This window comes from Pseudomonas sp. 37 R 15 (assembly GCF_900004865.1).
Taxonomy (GTDB): domain Bacteria; phylum Pseudomonadota; class Gammaproteobacteria; order Pseudomonadales; family Pseudomonadaceae; genus Aquipseudomonas; species Aquipseudomonas fluorescens_AM.
This window is the reverse complement of sequence record NZ_CVTV01000013.1, coordinates 56,378-82,241: the sequence shown is the minus strand read 5'-3', so window position 1 is coordinate 82,241 and position 25,864 is coordinate 56,378. Positions and strand designations below refer to the sequence as shown.

Genomic DNA, 25,864 nt, shown 5'->3' with positions numbered 1-25,864 from the left:
TTTCTCCCCTCAGCTGTTTAGCAGCGATTTTAGTTCCTTGCACATCACTTGTCCGTCGCTTTTACCGCACCCGACAAAAAATAAAACTTGTTCAGGGTTGTTTTCTTCAACTCTTAATAAGGATTCAACTTGATTGTCCGTAAGTGCGCCCGTTAACCAAGTGTTCAATCCCATTGCTGTCGCGACGAGTTGATAGGTTTGTGAAATATGGCCAGCTTCGACATAAGCCATTCGATAAGCTCGTGAGTGCTCGTATTTCCACCAGAGTTTGTCAAATCGGCAGGTAATGAAAAGACCTGTCGGGAGGTCGTTAATAAAGTGCTGTCCTGAAAGCACTTGTCCCAATGCTGTATTCAGTTGCGTATTAACGGTGCTTAGAGTGTGGTCGGGTGCGTTGTAAGCGTAAATGCCGGGTTTCAATCCATCTATGTTTTTAGCATAAAGAAAACCTTCACACGCGTTCAGTCCTCCACCGGAAGGGCTACTCCTTCGCGCTTCAAGTCCTTTCGCAACACTTTCATCAATATTATAGGCTCTTTCTTTTAAGTGCCCTAAGCATAAATAAAGTATTGTACTTATGGTTTGCAAGTCCACGGACTCGCCTGTGAATGTACGACAGGTTTTTCGAGTGAATAATGCACTTTGAAGTGATTTTTCTGACAGATTAACAGGTGTTGGTAAACGAATTAATAGAGTGTCAGCTTTGTGTGTGTGAATTCGGGCTGGAGGGGGAGACGTTGATAATGTTTTTTTACAATGGTCTAGGTAGATGTTCGCCCATTCATCAGCGTTTTCGGGCACTTGATCACAAGGTATGTTTTTGGTGCCAATATGGAAAATTTTTGATAACTCATCCCAGCCCCAATTAATTGGCGTAGAAGGTGTGTCTGTCAAAATTTCGGCTTCTAATAGCTGAGTGTCTATTGGGTTTGAATTATCGAAGATTTTTGGATCGTTTATCAGTTTGGTGAGTCGTGCTGAGTATTCTAGATTAAGCTCGTATTGTTTGTGATTTTTATAGTTCCAAACTATCACTGTAGGTGTTTTGGGGAGTATAAATATATAAGGGTTTATATGCATTGCACTGCCTCCGTGCGGAGCGGAAAAAAACGCTGGGTAGCCGGCACTCCCCAGCGTTTTAGTTGCTTAGCGGGCTTTCAATGCTACCAAGAAAGCCAAGTTGGCGATGTGGGAAGTTTCCAGTTTGATATTTTTCATTTTGGATCTCCTTATTTTCAATTTTATATTTAATTAAAGTGTCGCCGTCATCGGTGACAATTGAATAATAGGATTTAATGATGAAATTTCAAGAAAAAAACGCGTAGGAGTATTCGAGTTTTTTTGTCGGATTGGTACTACGAAGTGGCGTGGGATAGTTGTTCTATGTTTAATAGGCAGTCGGTAAAATACGGTCGGGTTGAATGGCTTAGATGTAATGAAATCATGGGAGATCCATTTTGGATCCCCCATTCAGATGTTAATCAGCTATTGGGCAGCAACCGACACGTAATGCTCTTGATATACCGCGTCTCGACAATCGCCGGGTGCACCGGATGATCCGGGCCCTGGCCGCCGCGTTCGAGCATCTGGATGTTACGGTCCAGGTGGCGGGCGCTGGTGAGCAGGATGTTTTGCAGGTCGTCTTCGGGCAGGTGCATGGAGCACGAGGCGCTGACGAGGATGCCGTCCTTGCTGAGCAGGCGCATGGCTTGCTCGTTCAGGCGGCGGTAGGCGCCTTCGCCGTTTTTCATGTCTTTTTTGCGTTTGATGAAGGCCGGTGGGTCGGCGACGATCACGTCGAAGCGTTCTTCGCTGGCTTTCAGTTCTTTCAAGGCTTCGAAGACGTCGCCTTCGATGCAGGTCATCTTCTCGGCGACGCCGTTCAGCGCGGCGTTGCGCTCCACGCCATCGAGGGCGAAGGCCGACGCGTCGACGCAGAACACTTCACTGGCGCCGAAAGCGGCGGCTTGCACGCCCCAGCCGCCGATGTAGCTGTACAGGTCGAGCACGCGCTTGCCTTTGGCATACGGCGCCAGGCGGGCGCGGTTCATGCGGTGGTCGTAGAACCAGCCGGTTTTCTGGCCCTGGATCACCGGGGCTTCGAATTTCACGCCGTTTTCTTCCAGTGCCACCCACTCCGGCACCAGGCCGAAGACGGTTTCGACATAGCGGTTGAGGCCTTCGGCGTCGCGCGCGGCAGAGTCGTTCTTGAACAGGATGCCGCTGGGCTTGAGCACTTGGGTGAGGGCCGCGATTACGTCCTCTTTATGGGCTTCCATGGTCGCCGAAGCGATCTGTACCACCAGGATATCGCCGAAACGGTCGACCACCAGGCCCGGCAGCAGGTCGGAGTCGCCATAGACCAGGCGGTAGAACGGCTTGTCGAACAGGCGGTCACGCAGGGACAGGGCGACGTTCAGGCGGTGCACCAGCAGCGACTTGTCCAGCGGCAATTTGATATCACGCGACAGCAGGCGGGCGCAGATCAGGTTGTTCGGGCTCATGGCCACGATGCCCAGGGTCTTGCCACCGGCCGCTTCCAGGATAGCCTGGTCGCCTGCCTGAAAGCCGTGAAGTGGGGTGGCGGCCACGTCGATTTCGTTGCTGTAGACCCACAGGTGGCCGTTGCGCAAACGACGATCGGCGTTGGCTTTGAGACGCAGGCTTGGCAGGGACATGACGTCGCTCCGGAAAAAAGAGCGGGAGTATACCCTGTTGTGTCGTTACTGACCGCGCCGCCGGACATGTGGGAGGGGGCTTGCTCCCGATAGCGGTGGATCAGTCAGTTCATCTTTCACTGAGATACCGCAATCGGGGGCAAGCCCCCTCCCACATTTAGTCCGGTTTCAATCGGGCAATTGGGTGTCGGCCCGGTCTGCTTAAAGGGTAGAATCCACACCTAGCCCAGAGTGTGTACTTATGTCCCAAGAGCTTTCCGCCGAACAGATCCAGCAGGTCCTGCAAGGCATCAGCGTGCCGCCCCAGCCGCAAATCATGGTGGATTTGCAGATGGAGCAGTACATGCCCGACCCGGACCTGGAAGTGATCGCCCGGTTGATCGCCCAGGACCCGGGCCTGTCCGGCGCGTTGCTGAAGATCGTCAACTCGCCGTATTACGGCCTGAGCAACAAGATCGCCTCGATTCAGCGCGCAGTGAACCTGCTGGGCAGCCGCTCGGTCATCAACCTGATCAATGCGCTGTCGATCAAGGGCGAGATGAGCGACGACACCATTGTCACGCTCAACCGCTTCTGGGACACCGCCCAGGATGTGGCAATGACGTGCCTGAGCCTGGCCAAGCGCACCGGCTCCCAGGCGGTTGACGAAGCTTATGCCCTGGGCCTGTTCCACGACTGCGGCGTGCCGCTGATGCTCAAGCGGTTCCCGAACTACATGACGGTGCTGGAGCAGGCCTACGCCAATGCCGGCCCGGATTGCCGCGTGGTCGACACCGAGAACAACGCGTTCAACACCAACCATGCGGTGGTGGGTTACTACACCGCCAAGTCCTGGCGCCTGCCGGAGCATGTGACCGACGCCATCGCCAATCACCACAATGCCCTGGCGATTTTCAGCGATGAGTCGTCGCGTAACCCTGTGCTTAAAAACCTGCTGGCGATCCTGAAAATGGCCGAGCACATCTGTTCGTCCTGTCGCGTGCTGGGCAATCAGGCCGTTGACCATGAGTGGGATGCGATCAGCCACCTGGTGCTCGATTACGTGGGCCTGTCGGACTACGACTTCGAAAGCATGAAGTTGTCGATCCGCGAACTGGGCGCGCACTGAGCCTTTCTTCCCGAGGTACACATGCCTGAGTTACCAGAAGTCGAAACCACCCGGCGCGGGATTGCCCCGCACCTGGAGGGCCAGCGCGTCAGCCGTGTGGTGGTGCGTGAGCGTCGCCTGCGCTGGCCGATCCCCGAAGACCTCGATGTGCGCCTGTCCGGCCAGCGCATCGTGCTGGTGGAGCGGCGAGCCAAGTACCTGTTGATCAACGCCGAAGTGGGCACCTTGATCAGCCACCTGGGCATGTCGGGCAACCTGCGCCTGGTGGAAGTCGGCATGCCTGCGGCCAAGCATGAACATGTGGACATCGAGCTGGAGTCCGGCCTGGCCCTGCGCTACACCGACCCCCGGCGTTTTGGCGCAATGCTCTGGAGCCAGGACCCGCATAATCACGAGCTGCTGGTCCGCCTGGGGCCCGAGCCGTTGACCGCGCTGTTTGATGGCGAACGCTTGTTCCAGCAGTCCCGTGGACGGTCGATGGCGGTGAAGCCGTTCATCATGGATAACGCAGTGGTGGTGGGCGTGGGCAATATCTATGCGACCGAAGCGCTGTTTGCGGCGGGCATCGATCCGCGTCGCGCAGCGGGCGGTATCTCGCGGGCGCGCTACCTGAGGCTGGCGATTGAAATCAAGCGCGTGCTGGCTGCGGCGATCGAGCGGGGCGGTACCACCTTGCGCGACTTTATTGGCGGCGACGGGCAGCCGGGCTATTTCCAGCAGGAACTGTTCGTGTATGGCCGGGGCGGCGAGGCGTGCAAGGTCTGCGGGACCGAATTGCGCAATGTGCTGCTGGGGCAGCGGGCGAGTGTGTTTTGCCCCAAGTGTCAGAGCTGATTGCTGTGTAAGGGCGGCTATAGCCATCGGGGGCTTGCCCCCGATGAGGCCCTTACAGGCAGTGAAGAACCTCAGGCCTTACCGGTAATCTTGCGGTACTTCTCCAGCAACTGCTCTTCAGTCTCGGGATGCGCCTCATCCAGCGGAATGCAATCCACCGGGCACACCTGCTGGCACTGGGGTTCATCGTAGTGGCCGACACACTGGGTGCACAGGTTGGGGTCGATCACGTAGATCTCTTCACCCTGGGAAATCGCAGCGTTCGGGCACTCGGGTTCGCAGACGTCGCAATTGATGCAATCGTCGGTGATGATCAGGGACATGAGAACTCCTGCCAGGGCTGTCAGCCAAGGCATCTGAAAACGAATGCGCGCAATTGTGCCGCATTGGCGCCCGCAGTGCGAGCGGGCGCCGAGTGAGCGGTCTTACTTCTTGAAGCGCAGCGTCAGCGCGTCTGCGACGGCCGGGTGCACGAATTTGGTGATATCTCCGCCCAAAGCGGCGATTTCGCGAACCAACGTCGAGGAAATGAACGAATAACGTTCCGACGGTGTGAGGAACAGGCTTTCCACGTCCGGCGCCAGTTGTCGGTTCATGTTGGCCAGCTGGAATTCATATTCGAAATCCGACACCGCGCGCAGGCCACGCAGGAACACATTGGCGTTCTGCTCCTTGGCAAAGTGTGCCAGCAGTGTCGAAAAGCCCACCACTTCTACATTAGGCAGGTGCCGGGTGACCTCACGTGCCAGCTCCACGCGTTGTTCCAGGGGAAACAACGGGTTTTTCTTGGGGCTGGCGGCTACCGCGATGATCACATGGTCGAACAGGCGAGAGGCGCGTTCGACCAGATCGCCATGGCCTTTGGTAATCGGGTCGAAGGTACCTGGGTACAACACTCGGTTCATCGCGTCGTCCTGGCGGAGTCCGTTGGGGAATCGGATGGTATCGCAGCCATCCCGGTCGGCCAAGTCGACTTATGTAGATAAATGCCGTGAATCGAACGGTTTTTCACGCTGTTTTCAGACGTTCGGACAAGGCTGACGCCAGTTGGGCGCTCAATCCATACACCGACAACTGGGGGTTTGCCCCAATGCTGGTGGGAAACAGCGAACCGTCGTGAATCGACAGGTTACGCAGTTGGTGGTGGCGCCCGAGGCTATCGGCTACCGCGTTTTTCGGGTCTTCGCCCATGGCGCAGCCGCCCATCACATGGGCGCTGCCCAGGGCGGTCCGGTGCAACTCGAGGTTCAAACCGTCAATCACGTTACGCGCCTCGGCCAAAGTGTTCACGTAGCGGGCGTCGTGATGCAGGGGCTTGACCGATTTGGCGCCCGCCGCGAACTGAATCTCGGCCATGCTGTGAAAGGCTCTGCGCAGGCCGTCCCAGGCATAGGGCGAGACCTGATAGTCGAGCACCGGCGTACCGTCACCGCGCAGTTCCACTGTGCCGCCAGGGCTGTCGGGATGAAACCCGTCGCGCAACAGCGCGAGCATGGCGTGGGTATGGGGCAATCGGCTCATGTCCAGGGCGTTCTGCGCCCCGTAGCCGCCAAACAAGGTGCTTGCCAGCCCTGGATGTAAGGGCGGCGCTTCTAGCTTGTAGGACATTTTACCGGTAGTGCCGTCCTGCCACTGGAAGTGGTCGGAATAGATCGACTGCGGCGCGCCGTAGAACGGATTGATCACTTCGTCGAACAACCCGGCGGAGAAGTTCACCAGGTGCAGGAAGGTGCGCTTGCCCAGCCGCGAATGGGGGTCGGGCGCGTCGGAGCGCATCAGCAATGCCGGGCTGTTGATGCCGCCGCCCGAGAGTACGTAATGTCTGGCCTTCACGCTGATCCTGCGCCCGGTAGGCGCCACGCAGCGTTCGTCCATGGCCACGCATTCCAGGCTGCTGATTGTGTCGCCGCTATAGGTGAGACGCTCGGCGCGCGCCAGGTAGAGCAGCTCGCCGCCGTTCTCCAGAGTGGCGGGGATGGTGGTCACCAGCATCGATTGCTTGGCGTTGACCGGGCAGCCCATGCCGCAATAACCCAGGTTGAAGCAGCCGCGCACATTGCGCGGGATCACGTGCCAGCTGTAGCCGAGCTTTTCGCAGCCTTTGCGGATCACGTCGTTGTTGGCATTCGGCGGCAGGGCCCACGGCGCAATGCCCAGGCGCTGTTCCATGGTCTCGAACCACGGCGCCATCTCGGCGCTGCTATGGCCCTTCACTGCGTATTCGCTGGCCCAATGGGCGAGGGTGGCATCGGGGGTGCGGAAGCTGGAGGTCCAGTTGATCAGCGTGGTGCCGCCCACCGCCCGGCCTTGCAGGATGGTAATCGCACCGTCCTTGCTCATGCGCCCGATTCCTTCCTGGTACAGGCTGGCATAGGCTTCGTCTTCCAGCAGCTTGAAGTCGCTGCTGGTCTTGAGTGGGCCTTCTTCGATCAACAGCACCTTGTAGCCGGCGGCGCTGAGAATTTGCGCCGTGGTGCCGCCACCGGCGCCGCTGCCGATGATGGCCACGTCGGCTTCCAGGGTCAGGTCATTGTCGAGGGCGGCGCCATTGTGGGTTTTCCAGCCACGGGCCAGGCCGTCGCGGAACAGATCGGGTACGGGCATCAGGGTCGTCTCTTTTTATTGTGAGGGATGCAGATCAGATCTTCGGCGGGCCGGGGTAGCCGCAATGGGCCCAGGACTCCGGCCGGAAGTACCAGGCCATGATCACCAGCTTGAGCAGCGAGCCCTGGCCCATGCGCAGCAGGTTCAGGTAGCTGTTTTCCCAGCGGTGCAGGAAGTTGCGGATCGGCTCGCTGCCGGCGTTTTCCCAACTGCCCCAGATGCCGGTCAACGGTCCTCGGGTAATGCCCATGCTCAACACGTCGAACAGCTGCTGGGTGAGCTTGAACATCTCCGGCGACAGGTGCTGAAGGCTGTAGTCGAGCTTTTTCAGGGTGTCTTCAATCCCCGCGCTGACGGCCTGGGCGCTGGCCGCGCCTTCCAGCAGCACCGGGATTACCGCGCGCAGGAACGGCAAGTCACTGGCGCGCAACATCGCAAAGCCGCTCGCCGGCGTGCTGCTCGAGCAACCGCTGAGGCTGGCACCCAGCCCGGCGGTGGCCAGGAAGGCGCTGGCGCACAGGCCGATTTTCAAGACGCCGCGCCGCGACAGTGCAGGTGAATCAGTCAGGCTGGGGTTCATTGTTTTTATTGTCCCGGTGGTGGCGGTTATCAGCGGATAAACAGCTTCTGGATCAGTTTCTGGATTGATTTCCCATAGGGCGGATAGATCAACTTCGCCGCGTTCAGACGCTGCTTGACCAGCACGCCCTTGGCCTTGCTGAAGGTCAGGAAACCTTCGTGACCGTGGTAATGGCCCATGCCAGAAGGGCCGATGCCACCAAACGGCAGGTCATCCTGGGCCACCTGCAGCAGGGTGTCATTCAGGCACACGCCGCCGGAGTGGGTCTCGTGGAGCACGCGGTTCTGTTCGCTCTTGTTGTAGCCGAAGTAATACAGGGCCAGTGGACGCGGGCGCTGGTTGATGTAGGCAAAGGCCTGATCAATGCCGCGATAGGGCACGATCGGCAACAGCGGACCAAAGATCTCATCCTGCATCACCGTCATCTCGTCACTCACATTCAGCAGCAGGCTGTGAGGCATGCGCCGTGCCTGGCCCTGGTCGTACAGCGCAATCAGCGTGGCGCCCTTGTCGGTGGCGTCCCTGGCATAGGCATTGAGCCTGGCCAGTTGCCGCTCGTTGATGATGGCGGTGTAGTCCGGGTTGTCGGCCAGGGTCGGATAGAATTCACGAATCGCATGGGAGTAAGCCTCGACGAAGCCTTCCACACGATCCTCCGGCACCAGCACATAGTCCGGTGCTACGCAGGTTTGCCCGGCGTTCAACGCCTTGCCGAAGGCGATACGCTCGGCAGCATCCTTGAGCGGCACATCGGCGGAGACGATGGCTGGTGATTTGCCGCCCAGTTCCAGGGTGACCGGCGTGAGGTGTTCGGCGGCCGCACGCATCACATGCCTGCCGATGCTGGTGGCCCCGGTGAACAGCAAATGATCGAAACGCAACGTGGAAAACGCCATGCCGACTTCGGCTTCGCCGAGCACCACGCACACCAGATCCTCGGGGAAGATCTTGGCCAGCAATGCCTTGAGCAGTTCACCGGTGGCCGGCGTGGATTCGCTGAGCTTGAGCATGACCCGGTTGCCGGCGGCCAAGGCTCCGACCAGCGGGCCGATGGCCAGGTACAACGGGTAGTTCCACGGCACGATGACGCCGACCACACCCAGCGGCTGGTAGATGACTTTGGCCGACGCGGGCTGAAAGGCAATGCCTACAGCGCGGCGGGAAGGTTTCATCCAAGCTTTGAGGTGCTTGCTGGCGTAGTGAATACCATGCAGGCTGGGCATCAGCTCGGCAAACAGGGTTTCGTCCGCGCTGCGATGGCTGAAGTCCTGGCTGATCGCGTTGATCAGCGCCTGGCGTTCATCGCTGAGCAAATCGCGCAAGGCCTTGAGCCATTGCTGGCGTTGCGCGGCCGGCGGCATCGGGTTGGCGGCATAGGCGCGACGTTGCGCTTCGAACAGGTCCTGGAGATGATCCAGCGTCTGGGATTCTTGCAGGTAGGCAACGTTGGCAGACATGGCGCGATCCCGATTGTTATAGGTCTGCCTGGATTTTTAGAGTTATTGCTCTAAGTTGTCAAATAACATTGCAGTAACATCTGGATTTAACCTGACCGGCATAGGCCGTAAGATGCCCCATCCCGTGTTTGGAAGCTGATCCCTATGGCACCACGAGTAAAGACCAGCGAGCGCATCGTGCAAACCAGCCTGGAGCTTTTTAACCAGCAGGGCGAGCGCAGTGTCAGTACCAACCATATCGCTGCCCATATGGAAATTTCCCCGGGCAACCTGTACTACCACTTCCCCAATAAGCAGGCGATCATCGCCGTGCTGTTTCGCGAATACGAAGCGTTGGTGGACAGTTTCCTACGCCCGCCCCAGGGGCGCGCGATGGTGGTGGAAGACAAGCGTTTTTACCTGCAGGCCGTACTCGCCGGCATGTGGCGCTACCGCTTCCTGCACCGCGATCTCGAGCATTTATTGGAGAGCGACCCGGAGCTGGCCACTGGCTACCGACGGTTTTCCCAGCGCTGCCTGATTCAGGGCGGGGCGATCTACCAGGGCTTTGTCGACGCCGGCATTCTCACGATGGACCCGGTGCAAACCGAAGCCCTGACCCTTAATGCCTGGATTATCCTCACCTCCTGGGTGCGGTTTCTGTGCACCACCAATGAAAACTCCACTCATTTAAGCGCCGAAGCCATAAAGCGTGGGGTATACCAGGTGCTGGTGCTTGAGGCGGGTTTTGTCACGCCCCAGGCCAAAGCAGCGGTGGATGCGTTGTTCAAAGAGTTTTACGTGCCGTTGAACCAGGCACTGGAAGAAGTGAAGTAGGACCTTTCCCCTTTGTATGCACAGGAGTCAGTCATGCCGCTCGCCCAATTGATCAGCCCCCAACAATTGGCCGAGCGCCAGAAGACGGCCGGGCTGGTGATCCTCGATTGCCGCTTTGCCCTGGAAGACCCGGATTACGGGCTGTGCAGCTATGCCGAAGGGCATATCGAAGGGGCGCAATATGCCGATCTCGAGCGCCACCTCAGCGGCCCGGTGATCAAGGGTGTGACCGGCCGTCACCCGCTGCCCGCGGCGGACGCATTTATCGAGCAATTGCAGGCGTGGGGTGTCAGCGCTGATACCGACCTGGTGTTGTATGACGATGGGCCAGGGGCCTACGCGGCTCGGGCATGGTGGTTGCTGGCCTGGCTCGGCAAGCGCGATGGCGTGTTTATCCTGGACGGCGGTCTCAAGGCCTGGCATGCGGCGGGCTTCCCATTGAGCCTGGATGCGCCGGTGGTCGAACCCGGCACTTTTTCCGCTACGCCGGATAATCGACTGTTCCTGGATGCCGATGAGTTGAAAAAGCGCCTGGGCGAACCGGGCATGACCTTGATCGATGCCCGCGCCCAGGCGCGTTTTCGCGGCGAAGTAGAACCCATCGACCCGATTGCCGGGCATATTCCCGGCGCGCAGTGCGCGGCATTCAATGAAAACCTGGGCAGCGATGGGTGCTTTTTACCGGCTGAACAGCTCAGGCAGCGTTTTGCTGCGCAGTTGCAGGGGCGTCCGGCGCAGGCGTTGGTGGCGTACTGCGGTTCCGGGGTGACGGCGTGCCATAACCTGTTTGCGCTGAGTTTGGCGGGGTACCCGCTGGGCAAGTTGTATGCGGGCTCGTGGAGTGAGTGGATTACGGATCCTGCTCGTGACATTGCGACAGGCGACTAAAGGCCAGATCTGCAAACCCAATCAAAATGTGGGAGGGGGCTTGCCCCCGATAGCGGTGTGTCAGTCAGTACATCTGTTACTGACCCACCGCTATCGGGGGCAAGCCCCCTCCCACATTTTTTATCCGTGTTGTGCCAGTAGCCATTGGGGGATGCGGCGTTCCAGATAGTAGCCGGGGCGTTTCAGCGAACCCTCTACGAATCCCACATGTCCACCCTGGGCCAACAGCTCAAACTCCGTACAGTCTGATAGCTCACCGGCTTCGGGCAGGCTGTGGGCAAACACAAACGGATCATCAGCTGCCTGGATAATCAGGGTTGGCGTGCGTATAGCGCCCAGATAGTAGCGGCTCGACGCCTTGCGGTAATAATCCTCGGCGCTCTGGAAGCCGTGCAGCGGCGCAGTGACCCGCCCGTCGAAATCCCAGAACGTGCGCATTTTCTCCAGCGAACCCAAAGCTTCCAGGGCTTTCAATCCGTCTTGCCGCCCGTCCTGCAGAAACTGGCGTTGCTTGACGCGGATATACGCCAGCATCTCGCGCATGAAGTGCTTCTGGTAGATCCGCGAAAACCCCAGCCCGATGCGATCCGCGCATTGGTCCAGGCGAAACGGCACCGATACCGCCGCCGCGCCTTGCAGCCCCGAAGCCGCACCGGTTTCGCCCAAATGCTTGAGCAACACGTTGCCGCCCAGGGAATAACCCACCGCATACACGGGCGCCAAAGGTCGCTTGGCGCGCAGATGGGCGATCGCCGCCGCCAGGTCTTCGCTGGCACCGGAGTGATAGCTGCGAGCCAACAGGTTCGGCTCGCCCGAACAACCGCGCCAGTTCAACGCCACGCTGGCCCAGCCTTGGGCGGCGAGCACTTTTTGCAAACCGGCCACGTAAGGAGAATTGGACGAACCGGTCAGCCCGTGCAGCACCAGCACCAGCGGCGCCTGCACGTCGTGGGGGCCGTGCCAGTCGAGGTCGAGAAAGTCGCCGTCTTCCAGCCACAGGCGTTCGCGTTGGCGCTCGATGTGGGTGGTCGGGCGCCACAGCGGCCCCCACAGTGTCTGCAAGTGGGGGTTGCCGAGGCCGAAGGCGGGTTTGAAGCGGTCCACAGAGGGAGTCATGAAATACTCGCTGCCGGACGAGCTTGCCTGCACTCCTGTAGGAGCGAGCTTGCTCGCGAAAAACGTTAACGATGACGCAGCGCTATCAGGCAGCCCGTGTCGCCTGTTCGACCTTCGCGAGCAAGCTCGCTCTTACAGGGCGCGGTGCCACAGCGCGTAATACACCCGCCCGGATTTCTGCTCCCGGTGCAGGCGCCAGCTGCCCGGCAGGCCGAGCGTCGACGGCGCGGTTTCGCTTTCAGTGTAGATCCATGCATCCGGCGCCAGCCACTGTCGTTCTTCCAGCAGCGTGCACACGGTCGGCAGCAGGTTCTGGTTGAACGGTGGGTCGAGGAACACCACGTCGTATTCGCTGGCAGCCTGGGTTTCCAGGTAGCGCAAGGCGTCGGCGGTCTGGACCTGGCCATTGGTGCAGCGCAAGGTACCCAAGTGTTCCTTGAGGCTGGACACCGCCACATTGCTCGCATCCAGCGCTTGTGCCTGGGCTGCGCCACGGGACAGCGCCTCCAGGAACAACGCGCCACTGCCGGCAAACGGGTCAAGTACCTTGGCGCCGCCGATGTACGGCGCCAGCCAGTTGAACAGGGTTTCGCGCACGCGATCCGGCGTCGGACGCAGGCCCACGACATCGGGGAAGCTCAGCTTGCGGCTGCCCCATTCACCGCCAATGATGCGCAGTTGGCCCACACCGTTATGCACGTTGTGGACAGGTTTTTTCGGGCGAGATGAACTGGCCATTAATGCTCCGGAACCCCGAGCGGCTGCTCGGCGGGTTTATCAGTGGGGGGCGGTAGTGGCTTTTGCGCAATCGTCGGGCCGGCGGTCACGATGACCATCTTGTCGGCGCTCAAGTGTTTGTTCATTGCAGCCTTGACCTGCTCTACGGTCAGCGCCTGGGATTGTTTCATGAAATCTTCAAGATAGCTCAGCGGCAGGTTGTAGAAACCCATGGCCCCCAACTGCCCGACGATATCGGCGTTGCTGGCGGTGGACAGCGGAAAGCTGCCGGCCAGTTCGCGCTTGGCATCATCGAGTTCTTTCTGGGTGGGGCCGTTTTTGAGGTAGTCGGCCACCACCTCTTCAACCAGGCGCAGGGTGCCGCCGCTCATTTCGGCGCGGGTCTGCAGGTTGATCATGAACGGGCCACGCACCTGCATCGGCGAGAAACCGGAGTACACGCCGTAGGTCAGGCCGCGTTTTTCGCGCACTTCGCTCATCAGACGGGTGCCGAAGCCACCGCCGCCGAGAATCTGGTTGCCCAGGGACAAGGCTGCGTAATCCGGGTCTGCACGGTCGATGCCCAACTGCGCGAACAGCAGGTGGGTTTGCTTGGACGGAAACTCGATACGGCTCAGGCCGGCCTTTGGTTCCGTCGGCTGGGCAATCTTCGCCAGGGCCGGGCCCTTGGGCAGCGCGGCAGAAACCTTGGCAGTCATGGCTTCGGCTTCGGCACGGGTCAGGTCGCCGACCACCGCGATCACGGCATTGCCCGCCGCGTAGGCCTTGGCATGGAATGCCTGCATTTGTTGCACGGTAATCGCCGGAACGCTTTCAGGCGTGCCTTCGCTTGGGTGGGCATACGGGTGGTCGCCGTACAGGCGCTTGAACAGCTCGATGCTTGCCAGCTTGGCGGGGTTCTGCTTTTGGTATTCGAAGCCGGCCAGGATCTGGTTCTTGATGCGGGCCAGTGAGTCGGCGGGGAACGTCGGCTTGCCGATCACATCATCGAACAGCGCCAGTGCGGCCTCGCGCTTGTCGCTGTCGCTCAAGCTGCGCAGGGACACCAGGGCCATATCGCGGTAGGCGCCATTGCCAAAATCGGCGCCCAGGCCTTCAAAGCCGCTGGCGATCTGGCTGACGTCCTTGCCCGGCACGCCTTCGTTGAGCATGGCGTTGGTCATCAAGGCCAGTCCCGGCACGTTGCCGTCCTGGCTGCTGCCGGCGGCGAACAGGATGCGCACGTCGAACATCGGCAATTCATGGGCTTCGACGAACAGCACCTTGGCGCCTTCGGCGGTGGTCCAGGTCTGTACGTCGAGCTTGCGGTTGGTCGGTGCTTTACCGTCCAGCTCAGCCAGCGATTGCAGCTTGCTGGCCGATTGAGCCTTGTCCAGCGCCGGGCTGGCAACGGACTCGCTCGGGCGCAGCAAATACACGGCACTGGCCGCGATCAGGGTAACGGCGATCAGGCCGGGCAGAATCAGGCGGCTGCTTTTGCGGTCACTCATGAGCGGTCTCCTCAGGCAAAACATGGGCGACGCTCAGACGTTCGCGGGTGAAATAAGTGCGCGCCGCCTTTTGGATATCCTCCGGGGTCACGCTTTGCAGGTCGGCAAGCTCAGTGTCCATCAGCTTCCACGACAGGCCGACGGTCTCCAGCGAACCGATGGCCGTGGCCTGGCTGGTGATGGAGTCGCGCTGGTAGACCACGCCTGCTATTACCTGGGCGCGGATGCGCTCGAGTTCTTCGGCGGTAGGCGGCTTGGCCTTGAGCTCTTCCAACAGGCGCCACAGGCCGGCTTCGGCTTGGGCGACGGTCTTTTTCTTCTGCTGGTTAGGCGTGGCGCTCAGCATGAACAGGGTATCGCCGCGGGTATAGGCGTCGTAATTGGTGGAGGCGGCGGAGACCAGTTCTTCACCGCGCTCCAACTGCTCGGAGATACGCGCGCTGTAGCCGCCGTCGAGCAGGGCCGAGATCAGGCGCAGGGCTTGGACCGAGCGCTTGTCTTCGGCCGTCGCAAGGCCGGGCACATTGAAACCGAGCATGACGCTCGGCAACTGGGTTTGCACGTGCAGGGTCAGCAGGCGCTCGCCGGGCTCGGCCAGCTCCATCGGAATCTTGGCGGGAGGGACGTCGCGCTTGGGGATCGGGCCGAAGTAGCGCTGGGCGAGGGCTTTCACCTCGCCCGGCGTGACATCGCCGACCACCACCAGGGTCGCGTTGTTCGGTACGTACCAGGCCTGGTACCAGTGGCGCAGTTCCTCGACCTTCATGCGTTCCAGGTCGGCCATCCAGCCGATGGTTGGCGTGTGATAGCCGCTGGCCGGGAAGGCCATGGCCTTGAAACGTTCAAAGGCCTTGGACATCGGGTTGTCGTCGGTGCGCAGGCGGCGCTCTTCCTTGATCACCTCGATTTCGCGGCTGAACTCATCGGCCGGCAGGCGCAGGCTGGCCATGCGGTCGGCTTCCAGTTCGAAGGCCACGCCCAGGCGGTCACGGGCCAGCACCTGATAGTACGCGGTGTAGTCGTCACTGGTGAACGCGTTTTCTTCGGCGCCCAGGTCGCGCAGGATCAGCGAGGCTTCGCCGGGGCCGACTTTGGCGCTGCCCTTGAACATCATGTGTTCCAGGGCGTGGGACAAACCGGTCTGGCCCGGGGTTTCGTAGCTCGAGCCCACCTTGTACCAGACTTGGGAAACCACCACCGGCGCACGATGATCTTCGCGCACGACGACCTTGAGGCCGTTGTCGAGGGTGAATTCGTGGGTGGGTTGTGGATCGGCAGCCAAAGCTGAAAGGGGCAGACAAACTGTGCTGAGCAGCAGGCCTGCGGCGCGGCGGGCTAGAGCATTCATTCGTTTTTTAACCTGTTGGACTGCCCGCTTGGTCTTAGCGTCGGCGGGCGAGGAGGTGCTAGGATACTGATCCGACTCAGGGACGGCCACTGTGGCTGTCCTGTTAAGGCTCTATTTAGGCCTTCAAAATGTTGCGCATGAACGAGCTGGCTAAAAAACAGTCTGTTACGCATCGAATTTTATTTACCGAAGCGCCGCTTGGCGCGTCGCTACCTTGAGATAGCCGTCTCCATGTTTGGTTCCAACGACGACAAGAAGACCCCAGCTGCGGCTGGCGAGAAAAAAGGCCTGTTCGGATGGCTGCGCAAAAAGCCGCAGGAAACCGTCGTCGAACAGCCGCAGGTTCAACCCGAACTTACCCCTGAGCCTAGAGTAGAAGCCGAGCCGGTTGCCGAAACACCGGCGCCGGTGGTGTTGCCGATTGCGGAGCCGGTGTTGCAGCCGGTGGTCGAGGCAGAACCTGCGCCTGAACCTGAACCTGAACCCGAGCACAAACCGTGGCTGGAGCTGCCGGTAGCCGAGGAGCCGGTGGCACTGGTTGAGGATGTGCAGGCTGAACACGTGACGCCGCCCATTCCTGTGGCGCCGCCGGTAGAGGTTGTCGTCACGGCACCCCCAGCAGTCGAAATGCCTGCTGAAATCCCTGCTGAAGTGCCAGCTGCAGTTGCCGTGCCTGCGGTCATCGAAGAGCCCGCCGCACCCGCCGAAACCAGTAAAACCGGCTTCTTCGCCCGCCTTAAACAGGGCCTGAGCAAAACCAGCGCCAGTATCGGCGAAGGCATGGCCAGCCTGTTCCTCGGCAAAAAGACCATCGATGACGAGCTGCTGGAAGACATTGAAACCCGCCTGCTCACCGCAGACGTGGGCGTGGAAGCCACCGCCGTCATCATCCAGAGCCTGACCCAGAAGGTCGCGCGCAAGCAGCTGACCGACGCGGACGCGTTGTACAAATCCCTGCAGGCCGAGCTGGCCGCCATGCTCAAACCCGTTGAAGCGCCGCTGGTGATTACGCAGAAGAAACCTTTCGTGATCCTGGTCGTGGGCGTCAACGGCGCCGGCAAGACCACCACCATCGGCAAGCTGGCCAAAAAGCTGCAGGGCGAGGGCAAGAAAGTCATGCTCGCCGCCGGCGACACCTTCCGTGCCGCTGCCGTCGAGCAGCTGCAAGTGTGGGGTGAGCGCAACAAGATCCCGGTGATCGCCCAGCACACGGGTGCCGACTCCGCTTCGGTGATCTTCGATGCCGTGCAGGCCGCCAAGGCCCGTAACATCGATGTGTTGATTGCCGACACCGCCGGTCGCCTGCACACCAAAGACAACTTGATGGAAGAGCTGAAGAAAGTCCGCCGTGTGATCGGCAAGCTCGACGCCGATGCCCCCCATGAAGTGCTGCTGGTGCTGGACGCCGGTACCGGCCAGAACGCCATCAGCCAGGCCAAGCAATTCAACCAGACGGTGCAACTGACCGGCCTGGCCTTGACTAAGCTCGACGGCACGGCCAAGGGCGGTGTGATTTTCGCCCTGGCCAAACAGTTCGGGTTGCCGATTCGTTACATCGGCGTCGGTGAAGGCATCGACGACCTGCGCACTTTTGAAGCCGAACCCTTTGTACAGGCACTGTTTGCCGAGCGGGAGCGTTCATGATTCGATTCGAACAGGTCGGTAAACGCTACGCCAACGGGCATGTGGGCTTGCATGAGCTGAGCTTTCGAGTACGGCGGGGCGAGTTTTTGTTTGTAACCGGTCACTCCGGCGCCGGTAAGAGCACGTTGTTGCGCCTGCTGCTGGCCATGGAGCGGCCGACCACCGGCAAGCTGTTGCTGGCGGGCCAGGACCTGGCCACCATCAGCAATGCGCAGATCCCGTTCCTGCGCCGTCAGATCGGCGTGGTGTTCCAGAACCACCAGTTGCTGTTTGATCGCACAGTGTTCAACAACATCGCCTTGCCCCTGCAGATTCTAGGACTGTCCAAGGCCGAGATCGTCAAACGGGTGGATTCGGCGCTGGAGCGCGTGGCGTTGTCGGACAAGACCGACCTCTACCCCGGCGACCTGTCCACCGGCCAGCAACAGCGCGTGGGTATCGCCCGCGCCATCGTCCACCGCCCGGCCTTGCTGCTGGCGGACGAACCCACCGGTAACCTCGACCCGCGCCTGGCGGCCGAGATCATGGGGGTGTTCGAAGACATCAACCGCCTGGGCACCAGCGTATTGATCGCCAGCCACGACCTGGCCCTGATCGCCCGCATGCGCCACCGCATGCTGACCCTGCAACGCGGTCGCCTGATCGGTGACGGGGAGGCCGGCGTATGAGTGCAACACGCAGCCCTAAAGTATCCGAACGCGTGGCGCCGAAACCGGCCGACCCGCAACCGAAAAAGAAAAAGCGCGACGATGACGACGGCCCGGACTTTGGCACCCTGTTGCGTGCCTGGATCGAAAGCCACCGCGCCAGCCTGCTCGACAGTCTGCGCCGCCTGGGCAAGCAGCCGATCGGCAGCTTTTTCACCTGCCTGGTGATGGCCGTGGCCCTGAGCCTGCCGATGGGCTTGTCGTTGCTGCTTAATAATGTCGAGCGCCTGGGCGGTTCCTGGCAGCGCGCAGCGCAGATTTCGCTGTACCTGAACCTGGATGCCAGCACCCAGCAAGGCGAAGCGCTGCGCGACGATATCAAGAACATGCCGGGCGTGGCGGAGGCCGAATACATCAGCCGCGACCAGGCACTTGAGGAGTTCCAGCAACAATCCGGCCTCGGCGAGGCGCTCAAGGAGCTGCCGCAGAACCCGTTGCCGGGCGTGGTGCTGGTGACACCGAATGAGGTGGACAAGCCGGCCCTGGAAGCCCTGCGACAGAAACTTGCAGAGCTGCCCAAGGTGCAACAGGCCCAACTTGATCTAGTCTGGGTAGAGCGCCTGGCCGCGATCCTCAAGCTGGGCGACCGCTTCGTGTTCGGTTTGACGGTGTTGCTGGTGTCTGCATTACTTTTGGTGATAGGTAATACCATTCGTCTTCATATTGAAAACCGCCGCACCGAGATAGAAGTGATTAAACTGGTCGGCGGCACGGACAGCTATGTGCGTCGTCCTTTTCTGTACATGGGCGCGCTTTATGGCTTCGGTGCCGGGGTTTTGTCCTGGGGCTTGCTGGCTTTTGGCCTGGACTGGCTGAACGATGCGGTTATCGGGCTGGCCGGCTTGTACGGCAGCGATTTTGCCCTGGCTGGCGTGCCGGTAGCCGATGGCCTGAGCCTCTTGCTTGGTGCGGTGCTGTTGGGGTATATCGGTGCGTGGATTGCGGTCGCACGGCATTTACGTGAGCTGGCACCGAAATAGTTAATGTCAGGGTAATGTAGTTTCGTTTGTATTGACCTTGTCAGCAGTTTAGGGAACTTTTCCTACGGTTCCCCGGTCAATTTTCGCAGTGCTGAACTGCACGAGTTATGTGAGTCGGAGGTTTTTTCGTATGACCACTTCTTTGCAACCTGCTTATGCCTTGGTCCCGGGTGCGAACCTGGAAGCCTATGTGCACACGGTAAACAGCATTCCATTGCTGACGCCCGAGCAGGAGCGTGAACTGGCCGAGAGTCTCTACTATGAGCAGGATTTGGGGGCGGCTCGGCAGATGGTGCTCGCCCACCTGCGTTTTGTCGTACATATCGCCCGTAGCTATAGCGGCTACGGCCTGGCCCAGGCTGACCTGATCCAGGAAGGCAACGTCGGCCTGATGAAGGCTGTAAAGCGCTTCAACCCTGAAATGGGCGTGCGCCTGGTATCGTTTGCCGTGCACTGGATCAAGGCGGAAATCCACGAGTTCATCCTGCGCAACTGGCGCATCGTGAAAGTGGCGACCACCAAGGCCCAGCGCAAGCTGTTCTTCAACCTGCGCAGCCAGAAAAAACGCCTGGCGTGGCTGAACAATGAGGAAGTCCACCGCGTGGCCGAAAGCCTCGGCGTGGAGCCCCGTGAAGTGCGCGAGATGGAAAGCCGCCTGACCGGCCATGACATGGCCTTCGACCCGGCTGCCGAAGCAGACGACGACAGCGCCTTCCAATCGCCGGCCAATTACCTGGAAGACCACCGGTACGACCCGGCGCGTCAACTGGAAGATGCCGACTGGAGCGACAACTCCAATCACAACCTGCACGAAGCGCTGGAAGTGCTGGACGACCGCAGCCGTGACATTCTCTACCAGCGTTGGCTGGCGGAAGAAAAAGCCACGCTGCACGACCTGGCGCAGAAGTACAACGTGTCGGCCGAGCGGATCCGTCAGCTTGAGAAAAGCGCGATGAACAAGCTGAAGCTGTCGATCGCCGCCTAAACCTGCTGGCAGCACTGAGTCAAAATGTGGGAGGGGGCTTGCCCCCGATTGCAGTGGAACAGTCACTTAGATGTCGACTGATACTCTGCTATCGGGGGCAAGCCCCCTCCCACATTTGTTTGTGTGTTGTGTCAGTCGGACCAGGGGGCCTTGCGGGAGTTGTTCAGCTCAACCAGATAACCTTCGCCGCCCAGTTGACTCATCTGCTGGCGAATCCACGCCGCGCGCCGCGCCACATAGGCGGTCGGATGGCTGGCGCTCCAGACGCGCGGGTTCGGCAATACGGCCGCCAGATAGCTGGCCTGCTGCCGCGAGAGCCCCTTGGCGCTCACGCCAAAGTGATGCCGCGCCGCCGCTTCTGCGCCAAACACGCCCTCATCCCACTCCACGCTGTTGAGGTACACCTCAAGAATGCGCTGCTTGGGCCATAGCACTTCGATCAATCCGGTAAACCAGGCTTCCAGGCCCTTGCGCAGATAGCTGCGCCCGGTCCACAGGAACAGGTTCTTCGACACCTGCTGGCTCAACGTACTGGCTCCCCGGATCGAACCGCCGCGTTCGTTGTGCAGGATCGCTGCCTGGATCGCGCCAAAGTCAAAGCCCCAGTGCTGCGGGAAACGCTGGTCTTCACCGGCCATCACCGCCACTTTGAGGTCATCGGAAATCTCGTCCCACGGCACCCAGCTGCGCTGCAGGTCAATCGGCTCGCCGTCGATCCAGGATTCGACCTTGCGTTCCACCATCAACGCAGTGAACGGCGGCGGTACGACGCGAAACAGCAGCACCAGCAGCACACTGCCGATGGCGAACCATTTCAGGACGTTGAGAAAGCGTTTGAAGAGGACACGCAGCATAGAGATGGCTTGGCCGAACCCGTTGAGCGGGCCATTATACAGACCCTGCCCGATGAGTCTGACTGGAGTTCCTCATGCTGCGTAGCTTTCTGATGCTGGCTGCTTTTTTCGGTTTCACCGGTGTCGCCCTGGGCGCCTTCGCCGCCCACGGCCTGAAGAACCGCCTGAGCGCCGATTACCTGGCGATCTTCCATACCGGCGTGACCTATCAACTGGTGCACACCCTGGCTTTATTTGGGGTGGCCCTGCTGGCCGCGCATATTCCCGGGCGACTGGTCACCTGGGCGGGTGTTTCGTTTGTCGTCGGTATTTTGCTGTTCTCCGGCAGCCTGTATGTGTTGACGATGACCGGGATCAGCAAGCTGGGCATCATCACGCCGTTTGGCGGCCTGGCTTTCCTGCTCGGCTGGTTCTTCCTGGGCTTGGCGGCGTGGCGCTTGCAGCTTTGACCGCTTGACGCTTGGAGCTGACCTTCAGGTCCCAATCGCGTTAGAATGCCGGCCCCTAAAAACGATGGCGGCCCGTGGCATGCGCATTCAGTTGAACGGCGAACCCCTTGATCTGCCCGACGGTGAAACCGTTGCGGCCCTGCTGGCCCGCCTGGATTTGACCGGGCGTCGCGTCGCAGTGGAGCTCAACCTGGATATCGTCCCGCGCAGCCAGCACGAAGGCGCCGCGCTCAGCGAGGGTGACCAGGTCGAAGTGGTCCACGCCATCGGCGGCGGCTAGTCGCCCCGGCTGTAACGCATTCTGCAGAACCTCACCCCATTACGAGGATTTCCCATGAGCATCGTTCGTAGCGACAAGCCCTTCGTCCTGGCCGGTCGTACCTACCCGTCCCGTCTGCTGGTCGGCACCGGCAAATACCGCGACATGGAAGAAACCCGTCTGGCCATCGAAGCCTCGGGCGCCGACATCGTTACCTTCGCCGTGCGTCGCACCAACCTTGGCCAGATCGCGGGCGAGCCGAACCTGCTCGAAGTGCTGTCGCCGCAGCGCTACACCTTTTTGCCGAACACCGCCGGCTGCTATGACGCCATCGAAGCCGTGCGCACCTGCCGCCTGGCCCGTGAGTTGCTCGACGGCCACAATCTGGTGAAGCTGGAAGTGCTGGCCGACCAGAAAACCCTGTTCCCCAACGTGATCGAAACCCTCAAGGCCGCTGAAACCCTGGTCAAGGAAGGCTTTGACGTGATGGTCTACACCAGCGATGACCCGATCATCGCGCGCCAGCTGGCAGAAATCGGCTGCATTGCGGTAATGCCGCTGGCCGGCTTGATCGGCTCCGGCCTGGGTATCTGCAATCCGTATAACCTGCAGATCATCCTTGAAGAAGCCAAAATCCCGGTGCTGGTGGACGCGGGCGTGGGCACGGCCTCCGACGCCACCATCGCCATGGAGCTGGGCTGCGACGCGGTGCTGATGAACTCGGCCATCGCCCATGCCCAGCAACCGATCATGATGGCCCAGGCCATGCAACACGCAATCGTCGCGGGCCGCCTGGCCTACCTCGCCGGTCGCATGCCGAAAAAACTCTATGCCAGCGCCTCTTCGCCGCTGGATGGTCTGATCAAGTAAGAGCTATTGATGACTGAATCAAACGAAACGCCGAACACCCTGGAAGCGGGCGACGAGTCCAAGCACCGCCGCATCAAGAGCTTTGTGATGCGCGCCGGTCGCATGACCGAAGGCCAGCAAAAGGGCCTGGAGCAAGGCACGCCTCTGTTCGTATTGCCGCTGGCCGACGCGCCGGTAGACTACGACCAGGTATTCGGCCGTTCGGCCCCGCGCTCCCTGGAAATCGGTTTCGGCATGGGGCATTCCCTGCTGGAAATGGCTGCGGCCGCGCCGGAGCAGGATTTCATCGGTGTGGAAGTGCACCGCCCAGGCGTCGGTGCGTTGCTTAACGGCGTGCTGACTCAGGGCCTGACCAATCTGCGGGTCTATGATTGCGACGCGATTGAAGTGCTCAACCGCTGCATCGCCGACAACAGTCTCGACCGGCTGATGCTGTTCTTCCCCGACCCCTGGCACAAGGCCCGTCACCACAAGCGTCGCATCGTCCAGGCTTCCTTCGCGGAACTGGTGCGCAGCAAGCTGAAAGTGGGTGGCATCCTGCACATGGCCACCGACTGGGAACCGTATGCCGACTACATGCTGGAAGTGATGAACGTCGCCCCCGGCTACCGCAACCTGGCCGAAGACGGCAAATGCGTACCGCGCCCGGCGGAGCGCCCGATCACCAAGTTCGAACGCCGTGGCGAGCGGTTGGGGCATGGGGTGTGGGATTTGAAGTTCGAGAAGCTGGCCTGAGACCCGCTTCGAATTTGAAATGCAGTAAAAATGTGGGAGGGGGCTTGCCCCCGATAGCGGTGTATCAGTCAAAGATTGGATGACTGATCCACTGCAATCGGGGGCAAGCCCCCTCCCACAGTTGGTTTTGTGTTGGGCTTGAGATCAGCGGCGGTCGGCGACTACGCCGATCAACACCAGCACCACCACCAACACCGGCGCCAGGCTGTAGTTATTGAACTGGCTCAGCCCTCGCACAATCCACGGTGTGGCGTAGATCAACGCCGCGCCGCTGCCTATCATGCACAGCAGGGCCATCAAGGGCACGCGCAACGCACCGGCAATGCTGCCCAGGCGGGCTTCGACCCAGCCCTTGATGTCGGCGCCGAACAGCACCAGCAGACAGCCGACCAGGGCCAGGGAGATTTCCGACAGGTTGCTACGGCTCCAGCGGGATACGGTGGCGAGCAGGTCGAGTACCAGGTCCATTTGATTTCCTTAAAAAGCGTCAGCTCAAAAACGTCTGCAACAGGTCATTGAGAAAGAGTTGCCCGCGGTCGGTCGCCGCCAGGCGTGACGGTTCGACCTGCATTAAGCCACTTTGTTCTGCCTCGCGGCGCCCTTCGTCGAGGCTCGCCAGGTCAAGCCCGGTGCGCTCGGCATAGAGCCTGGCGTCGACCCCTTCAGTGAGGCGCAGGGCGTTCATCAGGAACTCGAACGGCAGCTCTTCGTTGGTCAGCTCTTTCGCCCCGGCCTGGAAGCTTTTGGCCGGGTTGAGGTAGTCCTTAGGTGCGCGGGTTTTCCAGGTGCGTACGATGCGCCCGTCGGGGTGGCTGAGCTTGCCATGGGCGCCGGCGCCGATACCGATGAAGTCGCCAAAGCTCCAGTAATTGAGGTTATGCCGCGCCGGCCGTCCCGGTTGGGCGTAGGCCGACACTTCATATTGCTGGTAGCCGTGCTCGGCGAGCAGCGCCTGGCCGGCTTCCTGGATATCCCACAGCGTATCGTCTTCGGGCAGCGCGGGCGGCTGGTTCCAGAAGACGGTATTGGGTTCCAGGGTCAGTTGGTACCAGGACAAGTGCGTCGGTTTGAGCGCAATCGCCTGGCGCAGGTCGCCCAGGGCGTCGTCAAGGGACTGGTTGGGCAGGCCGTGCATCAAGTCCAGGTTGAAGTTATCGAACCCGGCCTGGCGCGCCATACCAGCGGCGCGCACCGCTTCGTCGCCATTGTGGATACGGCCCAGGGCTTCAAGCTTCTCTTGCTGGAAGCTCTGGATCCCGATGGACAGGCGATTGATCCCCAGCTTGCGGTACGCCACGAACTTCTCTTGTTCGAAGGTGCCTGGGTTGGCTTCCAGGGTGATTTCGATATCGCCGGCAAACGGGATGCGCGCTTGCACGCCTTTGAGCAGGCGCCCCAGCGCGTCAGCGCTGAACAGGCTGGGCGTGCCGCCGCCGAAGAAGATCGAGCTCAGCTTGCGGCCATGGGCGGCGTGCAGGTCTTGATCGAGATCGGCGAGCAACGCGTCCACGTACTCTTCTTCCGGCAATACTTTGCTTGCGGTATGGGAGTTGAAGTCGCAATACGGGCATTTGCGCACACACCACGGAATGTGGATGTACAACGCCAGGGGCGGCAGCACAGGCAAGGCCGCCCGGGGTGTTTGCGCGCCACCGTGGATCAGCGGCTGCGCAGAGGTGTTCTGGGTCATTTCAAGCCCAGGCGCTGGCGCAGTAACGCCATGGCGCGGGCGCGGTGGCTGATCTGGTTCTTGTCGGCCGGGCTCAATTCGGCGCTGGAGACGTTGCGCTCCGGCACCCAGAACAGTGGGTCGTAGCCAAAGCCATGCTCACCGCTGGCGGCATGCAGGATACGCCCGTGCCACAAGCCTTCGCACAGGATCGGCAGCGGGTCATCGGCGTGTCGCACCAGGGCCAGCACGCAGACAAACTGTGCGCCACGCTCGGCGTCGGGCACGTCCTTGAGGGCGTCCAGCAGCTTGGTATTATTGGCCGCGTCGCCCTTGCCATCGGCGTAGCGTGCCGAATAGATGCCCGGCGCGCCGCCGAGGAAATCCACCGCCAGGCCCGAGTCATCCGCCAGGGCCGGCAGGCCGGAGATACGTGCGGCGTTGCGCGCCTTGAGGATGGCGTTCTCGACGAACGACAAGCCGGTTTCTTCCGGTTCTACCTGGCTGAACTCGCCAATCGAACGCAGTTGCACGGATTCACCGAGCATGGCCTGCAGTTCCTTGAGTTTGCCGGCGTTATGGCTGGCCAGTACGAGTTGGGTAAGCTTCATCATTCGGCCGGGAACAGTTCTTGGTTGAATTGGAAGCCGTGGGCTTTGCCACCGGTTTCAACGTTGATGGTAAACGTCTTGTATTCCCGCTGGGTCACCGAATAGGGCGCGAGGTAGCTGATCCCGCCTTTCTCTTCGATTTGCTTGAAGGTCAGGATCTCGCTTTTGCCGCCCAGGTCCTTGATGGTACCGGTGACCTGGGCTGCGACCGGTGTGACGCCCTTGATCACCGTCACATTGATCAAACCCTTCTCTTTGCTGCGCACTATGCCGACGTCTTGAGCGGTCTCGGGTGGCAGAAAACTGGAGGTAAAGGTGTTGTAGTGAACCGTGATATCGCCGAAATCTTTCTTGCGGTTAGCGTCGATAGCGTCCGCAGCCACGGCGTTGGCGCCCAGGCAGGCGGTCAGTAGAAAAACAGCCAGACGATTCATGAGCGTCCCT

The 25,864-nt window shown here is 60.5% G+C and carries 27 protein-coding genes and 1 pseudogene; 12 read left to right on the top strand and 16 right to left on the bottom strand.

The genetic code is table 11. The features are described from left to right. Positions 1–9: 9 nt before the first annotated feature. Both BFQ04_RS28225 and BFQ04_RS03500 read right to left on the bottom strand, forming a co-directional pair. Positions 10–1,080 carry a SagB family peptide dehydrogenase gene (locus tag BFQ04_RS28225; protein WP_083217912.1) on the bottom strand — a complete coding sequence of 357 codons (1,071 nt, stop codon included), beginning with the start codon at positions 1,078–1,080 and terminating at the stop codon, positions 10–12. 401 nt (positions 1,081–1,481) lie between these two features. Then, a complete protein-coding gene (locus tag BFQ04_RS03500; protein ID WP_015886370.1) occupies positions 1,482–2,678 on the bottom strand; it encodes a class I SAM-dependent rRNA methyltransferase in 1,197 nt (398 codons plus the stop codon). A 295-nt stretch (positions 2,679–2,973) separates the two neighbouring features. Between BFQ04_RS03500 and BFQ04_RS03495 the strand changes: the two genes are divergently transcribed. Both BFQ04_RS03495 and mutM read left to right on the top strand, forming a co-directional pair. Then, positions 2,974–3,786: an HDOD domain-containing protein gene (locus BFQ04_RS03495; RefSeq protein WP_175413240.1), complete on the top strand. Its 813-nt coding sequence runs from the start codon at positions 2,974–2,976 to the stop codon at positions 3,784–3,786. A gap of 21 nt (positions 3,787–3,807) precedes the next feature. Then, entirely contained in the window at positions 3,808–4,620 is an 813-nt protein-coding gene (gene mutM, locus BFQ04_RS03490; protein WP_065949605.1) for a bifunctional DNA-formamidopyrimidine glycosylase/DNA-(apurinic or apyrimidinic site) lyase, read from the top strand. A gap of 71 nt (positions 4,621–4,691) precedes the next feature. Here the strand turns inward: mutM and BFQ04_RS03485 are convergent, their stop codons facing one another. The 5 genes and pseudogenes from BFQ04_RS03485 to BFQ04_RS03465 all read right to left on the bottom strand — a co-directional run. Further along, positions 4,692–4,943 carry a YfhL family 4Fe-4S dicluster ferredoxin gene (locus BFQ04_RS03485; RefSeq protein WP_065949604.1) on the bottom strand — a complete coding sequence of 84 codons (252 nt, stop codon included), beginning with the start codon at positions 4,941–4,943 and terminating at the stop codon, positions 4,692–4,694. Between the two features lie 102 nt (positions 4,944–5,045). Further along, positions 5,046–5,525 carry a pantetheine-phosphate adenylyltransferase gene (gene coaD / locus BFQ04_RS03480; RefSeq protein ID WP_003234650.1) on the bottom strand — a complete coding sequence of 160 codons (480 nt, stop codon included), beginning with the start codon at positions 5,523–5,525 and terminating at the stop codon, positions 5,046–5,048. 103 nt (positions 5,526–5,628) lie between these two features. Beyond that, on the bottom strand, positions 5,629–7,224 hold the full coding sequence (locus BFQ04_RS03475) for a GMC family oxidoreductase (RefSeq protein ID WP_065949603.1): 1,596 nt from the start codon (positions 7,222–7,224) through the stop codon (positions 5,629–5,631). 34 nt (positions 7,225–7,258) lie between these two features. Continuing rightward, positions 7,259–7,804 (bottom strand): twin-arginine translocation pathway signal protein, encoded by a 546-nt coding sequence (locus tag BFQ04_RS03470; protein WP_065949602.1) that lies wholly within the window; start codon positions 7,802–7,804, stop codon positions 7,259–7,261. 29 nt (positions 7,805–7,833) lie between these two features. Further along, positions 7,834–9,270 (bottom strand): annotated as a pseudogene (locus BFQ04_RS03465) (coniferyl aldehyde dehydrogenase); the annotation flags it as partial. Positions 9,271–9,405: 135 nt separating this feature from the next. Between BFQ04_RS03465 and BFQ04_RS03460 the strand changes: the two are divergent. Both BFQ04_RS03460 and BFQ04_RS03455 read left to right on the top strand, forming a co-directional pair. Further along, positions 9,406–10,077, top strand: coding sequence for a TetR/AcrR family transcriptional regulator (locus BFQ04_RS03460; protein WP_065949600.1), 672 nt, complete (start codon positions 9,406–9,408; stop codon positions 10,075–10,077). Positions 10,078–10,110: 33 nt separating this feature from the next. Next, entirely contained in the window at positions 10,111–10,965 is an 855-nt protein-coding gene (locus BFQ04_RS03455; RefSeq protein WP_065949599.1) for a sulfurtransferase, read from the top strand. A gap of 120 nt (positions 10,966–11,085) precedes the next feature. Here BFQ04_RS03455 and BFQ04_RS03450 read toward each other — a convergent pair whose 3' ends face one another. The 4 genes from BFQ04_RS03450 to BFQ04_RS03435 all read right to left on the bottom strand — a co-directional run bounded on the left by BFQ04_RS03450 (position 11,086) and on the right by BFQ04_RS03435 (position 15,657). Continuing rightward, on the bottom strand, positions 11,086–12,081 hold the full coding sequence (locus BFQ04_RS03450; protein WP_065949598.1) for a hydrolase: 996 nt from the start codon (positions 12,079–12,081) through the stop codon (positions 11,086–11,088). Positions 12,082–12,213: 132 nt separating this feature from the next. Then, positions 12,214–12,819 (bottom strand): 16S rRNA (guanine(966)-N(2))-methyltransferase RsmD, encoded by a 606-nt coding sequence (gene rsmD, locus BFQ04_RS03445; protein WP_065949597.1) that lies wholly within the window; start codon positions 12,817–12,819, stop codon positions 12,214–12,216. Then, positions 12,819–14,309 (bottom strand): M16 family metallopeptidase, encoded by a 1,491-nt coding sequence (locus tag BFQ04_RS03440; RefSeq protein ID WP_065949596.1) that lies wholly within the window; start codon positions 14,307–14,309, stop codon positions 12,819–12,821. The genes rsmD and BFQ04_RS03440 overlap by 1 nt, the downstream gene beginning before the upstream one ends. Beyond that, a complete protein-coding gene (locus BFQ04_RS03435; protein WP_065949595.1) occupies positions 14,302–15,657 on the bottom strand; it encodes a M16 family metallopeptidase in 1,356 nt (451 codons plus the stop codon). The genes BFQ04_RS03440 and BFQ04_RS03435 overlap by 8 nt, the downstream gene beginning before the upstream one ends. A 231-nt stretch (positions 15,658–15,888) precedes the next feature. Between BFQ04_RS03435 and ftsY the strand changes: the two genes are divergently transcribed. From ftsY to rpoH, 4 genes are all read left to right on the top strand, one after another. Further along, positions 15,889–17,301: a signal recognition particle-docking protein FtsY gene (ftsY, locus tag BFQ04_RS03430; protein WP_065949594.1), complete on the top strand. Its 1,413-nt coding sequence runs from the start codon at positions 15,889–15,891 to the stop codon at positions 17,299–17,301. Then, entirely contained in the window at positions 17,298–17,969 is a 672-nt protein-coding gene (gene ftsE, locus BFQ04_RS03425) for a cell division ATP-binding protein FtsE (protein WP_003213784.1), read from the top strand. The genes ftsY and ftsE overlap by 4 nt, the downstream gene beginning before the upstream one ends. Continuing rightward, the gene (ftsX, locus tag BFQ04_RS03420) at positions 17,966–18,988 is read left to right on the top strand and encodes a permease-like cell division protein FtsX (protein WP_065949593.1); all 1,023 of its coding nucleotides are present in this window, start codon (positions 17,966–17,968) and stop codon (positions 18,986–18,988) included. The genes ftsE and ftsX overlap by 4 nt, the downstream gene beginning before the upstream one ends. Positions 18,989–19,118: 130 nt before the next feature. Further along, complete coding sequence (gene rpoH, locus BFQ04_RS03415; protein ID WP_003176698.1) at positions 19,119–19,973, top strand: RNA polymerase sigma factor RpoH; 855 nt, start codon at positions 19,119–19,121, stop codon at positions 19,971–19,973. A 131-nt stretch (positions 19,974–20,104) separates the two neighbouring features. Here the strand turns inward: rpoH and mtgA are convergent, their stop codons facing one another. Then, positions 20,105–20,827, bottom strand: a complete 723-nt coding sequence (mtgA, locus tag BFQ04_RS03410) for a monofunctional biosynthetic peptidoglycan transglycosylase (RefSeq protein WP_065949592.1) — start codon at positions 20,825–20,827, stop codon at positions 20,105–20,107. Positions 20,828–20,901: 74 nt separating this feature from the next. On the opposite strand from mtgA, the gene BFQ04_RS03405 reads away from it, so the two are divergent. From BFQ04_RS03405 to trmB, 4 genes are all read left to right on the top strand, one after another. Further along, the gene (locus tag BFQ04_RS03405) at positions 20,902–21,276 is read left to right on the top strand and encodes a DUF423 domain-containing protein (protein ID WP_065949591.1); all 375 of its coding nucleotides are present in this window, start codon (positions 20,902–20,904) and stop codon (positions 21,274–21,276) included. Positions 21,277–21,355: 79 nt separating this feature from the next. Beyond that, positions 21,356–21,556, top strand: a complete 201-nt coding sequence (thiS, locus tag BFQ04_RS03400) for a sulfur carrier protein ThiS (RefSeq protein ID WP_065949590.1) — start codon at positions 21,356–21,358, stop codon at positions 21,554–21,556. A 54-nt stretch (positions 21,557–21,610) separates the two neighbouring features. Beyond that, the gene (locus BFQ04_RS03395; protein WP_065949589.1) at positions 21,611–22,405 is read left to right on the top strand and encodes a thiazole synthase; all 795 of its coding nucleotides are present in this window, start codon (positions 21,611–21,613) and stop codon (positions 22,403–22,405) included. 9 nt (positions 22,406–22,414) lie between these two features. Next, entirely contained in the window at positions 22,415–23,140 is a 726-nt protein-coding gene (gene trmB, locus BFQ04_RS03390; protein ID WP_065949588.1) for a tRNA (guanosine(46)-N7)-methyltransferase TrmB, read from the top strand. A 144-nt stretch (positions 23,141–23,284) separates the two neighbouring features. On the opposite strand, the gene BFQ04_RS03385 is transcribed toward trmB, so the two are convergent. From BFQ04_RS03385 to BFQ04_RS03370, 4 genes are read right to left on the bottom strand one after another with little or no spacing between them, the layout of a single operon-like run. Beyond that, complete coding sequence (locus BFQ04_RS03385) at positions 23,285–23,608, bottom strand: DUF3392 domain-containing protein (RefSeq protein ID WP_003176691.1); 324 nt, start codon at positions 23,606–23,608, stop codon at positions 23,285–23,287. A gap of 19 nt (positions 23,609–23,627) precedes the next feature. Beyond that, positions 23,628–24,830, bottom strand: a complete 1,203-nt coding sequence (gene hemW, locus BFQ04_RS03380; RefSeq protein ID WP_065949587.1) for a radical SAM family heme chaperone HemW — start codon at positions 24,828–24,830, stop codon at positions 23,628–23,630. Continuing rightward, positions 24,827–25,423 carry an RdgB/HAM1 family non-canonical purine NTP pyrophosphatase gene (rdgB, locus tag BFQ04_RS03375; RefSeq protein WP_065949586.1) on the bottom strand — a complete coding sequence of 199 codons (597 nt, stop codon included), beginning with the start codon at positions 25,421–25,423 and terminating at the stop codon, positions 24,827–24,829. The genes hemW and rdgB overlap by 4 nt, the downstream gene beginning before the upstream one ends. Next, a complete protein-coding gene (locus BFQ04_RS03370) occupies positions 25,420–25,854 on the bottom strand; it encodes a DUF4426 domain-containing protein (RefSeq protein WP_065949585.1) in 435 nt (144 codons plus the stop codon). Before BFQ04_RS03370 ends, rdgB begins: the two co-directional genes overlap by 4 nt. Positions 25,855–25,864: the final 10 nt, after the last annotated feature.